At 67.6% G+C, this 4223-nt stretch carries 4 protein-coding genes and 1 pseudogene; 1 reads left to right on the top strand and 4 read right to left on the bottom strand.

Going from position 1 to position 4223, the window contains the following annotated elements; genetic code table 11:
- Positions 1 to 1028: tetratricopeptide repeat protein (locus ACIRJP_RS40815; RefSeq protein WP_404186046.1), on the top strand; the 1028-nt coding region annotated here is incomplete at its 5' end.
- Between the two features lie 76 nt (positions 1029 to 1104).
- Here the strand turns inward: ACIRJP_RS40815 and ACIRJP_RS40810 are convergent.
- The 4 genes and pseudogenes from ACIRJP_RS40810 to ACIRJP_RS40795 form a co-directional block, all read right to left on the bottom strand.
- Positions 1105 to 2149 (bottom strand): annotated as a pseudogene (locus ACIRJP_RS40810) (helix-turn-helix domain-containing protein).
- An 86-nt stretch (positions 2150 to 2235) separates the two neighbouring features.
- The gene (locus ACIRJP_RS40805) at positions 2236 to 2877 is read right to left on the bottom strand and encodes a gamma carbonic anhydrase family protein (RefSeq protein ID WP_404186044.1); all 642 of its coding nucleotides are present in this window, start codon (positions 2875 to 2877) and stop codon (positions 2236 to 2238) included.
- A gap of 119 nt (positions 2878 to 2996) precedes the next feature.
- Positions 2997 to 3260, bottom strand: a complete 264-nt coding sequence (locus ACIRJP_RS40800) for a hypothetical protein (protein ID WP_404186042.1) — start codon at positions 3258 to 3260, stop codon at positions 2997 to 2999.
- Positions 3261 to 3413: 153 nt separating this feature from the next.
- Positions 3414 to 3851 (bottom strand): hypothetical protein, encoded by a 438-nt coding sequence (locus ACIRJP_RS40795; protein ID WP_404186040.1) that lies wholly within the window; start codon positions 3849 to 3851, stop codon positions 3414 to 3416.
- Between the last annotated feature and the right edge of the window lie 372 nt (positions 3852 to 4223).

Below are 4223 nucleotides of genomic sequence, written 5' to 3'. Positions count from 1 at the left end.
TCACCCACCGGGGAGAAGCGCACCGGCAGGCGGGCCGATACGACCAGGCCATCACCGACTTCACCGCCGCACTCGACCTCGACCCCACTGACGCCTGGGCTCTCGGCTTCCGGGGAGAAGCGCACCGGCAGGCGGGCCGATACGACCAGGCTGTGGCGGACTTCACCGCCGCACTCGACCTCGACCCCACTGACGCCTGGGCTCTCGGCTTCCGGGGAGAAGCGCACCGGCAGGCGGGCCGATACGACCAAGCAGTGGCAGACTTCACCGCCGCACTCGACCTCGACCCCACCAACGCCGGGGCTCTCGACTCCCGGGGCCAAGCGCACCGGCAGGCGGGCCGATACGACCAGGCCATCACCGACTTCACCGCCGCACTCGACCTCGACCCCACCAACGCCTGGATCCTCACCCACCGGGGAGAAGCGCACCGGCAGGCGGGCCGATACGACCAGGCCATCACCGACTTCACCGCCGCACTCGACATCGACCCCACCCTCGACTGGATCCTCACCCACCGGGGAGAAGCGCACCGGCAGGCGGGCCGATACGACCAAGCAGTGGCGGACTTCACCGCCGCACTCGACCTCGACCCCACCAACGCTTGGGCTCTCATCGCTCGCAGTCACGCGCACCGACAAGGTGGCCGATACGACCAAGCACGCGAGGATCTGGAACGCGTACTCCAGGCCGAACCTGACAACCTTGACCGCATGTTCGAGAGGGTCATGCTCGACACGGTGACGTCAGGGCTCGGAGCGTGTGTGGAGCAGTGGAGACATCTGCTCGCCTCGCCGATGGTCGTCACAGTGGATGCGGACCTCGTCGGGTTCTTTGACCTGTTGAAGGTGCTGGTCCTCGAACCTGAAGCGGATGCGGCGGAGGCAGTCGAGGTGTTTCTCGCCGGAGGGCAGAGCCCCGAAGTCATCAGTGACATGTCGGAGTACTTGGCTGAACTTTCGGCTGCGGGCGATGGACTGGCGGACCGCGCGAGCCTGTGCCGTCAGCTCATCGTGGAGCGCACCTGAGGAAGGCCGCGTTTTCGCGCAGGCATTTCGCTGCTCTGAAGGTCGCCCGCGGGGGCTCTGATCGCCTAGTGCCGCATCAGGCAACGTTCGCCCTGTCAACCACTTCACGTAGCCGTTCGTCGGCGGCGTGCTTGTTCCGCCAGATGATGTAGCGGCGGATCATGCTGCCCTGTTCCTTGTGGCTGGCATGGTCCGTGCCGTCCAGCGCGAAGTAGCGCAGGGCGGTGAACTGGGCCTCGATGCGGTTGAGCCAGGAGCTGTTGGTCGGCGTGTAGGCGAACTCGACGTTGTTGGCTGCGGCCCAGTCGCCGACCCGGGAGTCCCTCTTCGTGGTCAGGTGCGGGGAGAAGTTGTCGAGCACGATCGCGATCCGGACCTCGGGCGGGTGGAGGCCGCGCAGGTAGCGGCAGAACTCCAGGAACCTCGTGCGGTGCTTTCTCGGCTTGATGTGGCCGTAGAGCTGGTCCCTGCCCAGGTCGTAGGCGGCGAACAGGTGCCTGCCGGCCCGGGTGCGGCTGGAGGTTGAGCGGGCCGAACTCGTCAAGGCAGAACACGACTTCGGGCTCGCCTTCCTCGGGCATGACCTCGCCGTCGGCGATGGCGTAGAGGTGCTCGACGCGGGCCTTCTTGGCGGCATAGTCGGGGTCACGGGAGGTCTTCCAAGTCTTTATGCGTTGAAACGAGACGCCCTCCTCGCGGAGCAGGACCCGAAGGCCCTCGTGGCTGATGTCGTCGACCACCCCCTCGGCGACCAGGAAGTCGGCCAGCTTGGCCAGGCTCCAGGTCGAGAAGGGAAGGCCGTGCTCGGCCGGCTTGGACTTGGCGATCTTCTTGATCTCACGGCGTTCTGGGAGGGTGAACGTCTTGGGCCGGCCGCCCTTGTACTTCGGGTAGAGGGAGTCGAAGCCGTCGGCGTTGAAGTTGTGGATCACGTCCCGGACCCGGTCTGCGCTGGTGAACGTCACCTCGGCGATCTTCGCCACGGGCATGCCCTGCGCGGACAGCAGCACCATCTGGGCCCGCCGCCAGGTCACCACCGACCCGGTGCCCCTGCGGATGATCCGCAGCAGCCGCCGACCCTCGTCGTCATCGATCTCGCGGATACGTACTCGTTCGGCCACCCGCACAGCGTGCCGGACGCGCGCCGCCGGAGTGGAATCCGGACGGCGCGTCACCTCAGCACAGCACAAGGGTCACTGATGCGGCGCTAGCCGAGATTCAGAACCTCATCGTCCGCGTGCGTGCCGAACTCGGCGACGCGCACCTCCGCGATCTGCTCGTACCGGCTGATCCGGTCGGTCCACTCCGCGTCGACACCGAACGCCACCTGCGCGAAGCCCACCCGGCCGACGGCCTCGGCCAAGCCCGGATCGCCAGGGGCCAGCAGCCGCACCGGCGCGTCAAGCGCCACGGTGTGCGGCGGCACGAAGTACTCGTCCGGCAGAACGGTGCGCGCATGGACGAGCGCGCCGACAGCGACAACCGAGCCAGCCCCCAACCGTGCGCACTGCAGAACCGTCGCCGTGGTCGCCACATAGACGCACCTGCCGACCTCGCAGCCCAGCAGCGTGGCATGCGGCCCCACGAAGACGTGGTCGCCGACAAGCACCGGCTGATCGCCAGCGACCGCAGACCCGCGCAGCACCGCGTTCTCGCAGATCACCGCCGCCTCCCCGACCTCGATCCGAGACCCCTCGGCATCGAGCACCGCACCGTACATCACCCGCGCCCTCGGTCCCACGCGGACATCACCGACCAGCGTGGCCGTCGGGGCGACGTAGGCGGTGGGATGGACCTGCGGTTCATGCCCGCGATGCCGGATGCGGATTCCCTGCGTTTCAGCGATCATGAGCGGATTCTCGCCCGACCGACCGCGAGCATGCTGGCGGTTTTCAGACATCGCGTCCGTCGAGACCTGCGCCATCCGCGATCTGAGGCACTACAGGGCGAACGTTGGCTGATGCGGCACTAGGCCGGCCCCGCCGAGGACGCCGAGCTGCACACGGTGCTCGGCGCGGGCGGCAGTTCCTCGTCGGCTCGGCCACCGGTCCCGAGGGTCCGCCGCGGGGACGGGGGCGCGGCCGGGCGTGTACCGAGCACGCCTCGGGCACGCAATTCATCGAGGTCGGACAGGCGCTCTCCGGGGAGAGCATCGAGCAGGTCGGCCTGGGCGGCGCGGATGCTGAGCGCGGGAGCCTGGGGGCCTGCGCCAAGAGCACGGCGGACAGTCACGCCGGTCATCGTACGGGCGGGCGGCAGCAGAAGGTTTGTTGGCCCTGGCCTGCGGTGGTCGGGGCTGTGGTCGGTCTGCTTCGGCCCGTGGTCGGGCCCGACCACAGACCCGACCATGGGCCGTCTAGCCCACACCCGGCCAATGGCTTCGGGTCAGGTCCGCTTGCGGCTCGCGATCTCATCAGAGAGCTGCTGCACATGGGCGGGGTCCGCGTCCCGGGCAAGGGCGACGTAGTGGTCCATGACGGCCGGCCGGTAGCGCACGGGCAACGTCTGTCCTGGGGCGAGTCGGGTGAGCTCGGTGATCGTGAGGTTTTCGTCTGCGATACCGCGGAACGAGATGCCGTCGGCGGTCTCCACATCGAACATCAGGACCACGCGTGGATTGCTGTTGACCTCCCGCCAGTCGACGAGAACGCCGAGCGCAAGCGCCCCCGTACGCAGTTCCGCATTGCGCTTCCGTGCATCACCGCTCAGGACCGGGTTCGGGGCGACGCCCGGGAAGCCGGGCCCGACGCCGAGCGATTCCCGGCTCAGGTCGGGCCTGAGCTGCGCCATCAGATCGTTGAGCTTCTTCTTCGAGCCGAACATCCTGACCCCTCCCTCACACCGGTGCCGGAATCTCGGCCTGGCGCTTCGCCCTCGCCGCGATTGTACGTCGCGGCCACTCCCTGGCCCGGGCGTCCCGTCGGTTTCGGGATCATCCCTCGATCAACGACCACTGGGCATCCAAGAGCAACTGAAAACGCGACACGGGACCAGAGCTCCAGCCAGAACGCTCAACCTTTATCAGACACGCCCTAGCCTCAATACCGGTAACTTAGGGGTAATCCGGTCGTTGTTGTTGGTATGCCAAGAGCGGGTCAGCTGAAGTCATCTGGGGAGCACCTGTCGGACCGGGTCGCGGTCGGCGTGCTGACGCAGGCGTTTCCTCGGTCGCTTGTGGACGAGGTGTTGAAGGAG

The organism is Streptomyces sp. NPDC102437 (assembly GCF_044765565.1).
In the GTDB taxonomy this organism is placed as follows: Bacteria; Actinomycetota; Actinomycetes; order Streptomycetales; family Streptomycetaceae; genus Streptomyces.
The sequence above is the reverse complement of the archived record's forward strand: the minus strand, read 5'-3'. Positions and strand labels throughout refer to the sequence as shown.

Excerpts from the sequence above, each read along its gene's own strand:
- ACIRJP_RS40805 (WP_404186044.1), bottom strand. The coding sequence starts at position 2,877 with ATGATCGCTGAAACGCAGGGAATCCGCATCCGGCATCGCGGGCATGAA.
- ACIRJP_RS40795 (WP_404186040.1), bottom strand. The coding sequence starts at position 3,851 with ATGTTCGGCTCGAAGAAGAAGCTCAACGATCTGATGGCGCAGCTCAGG.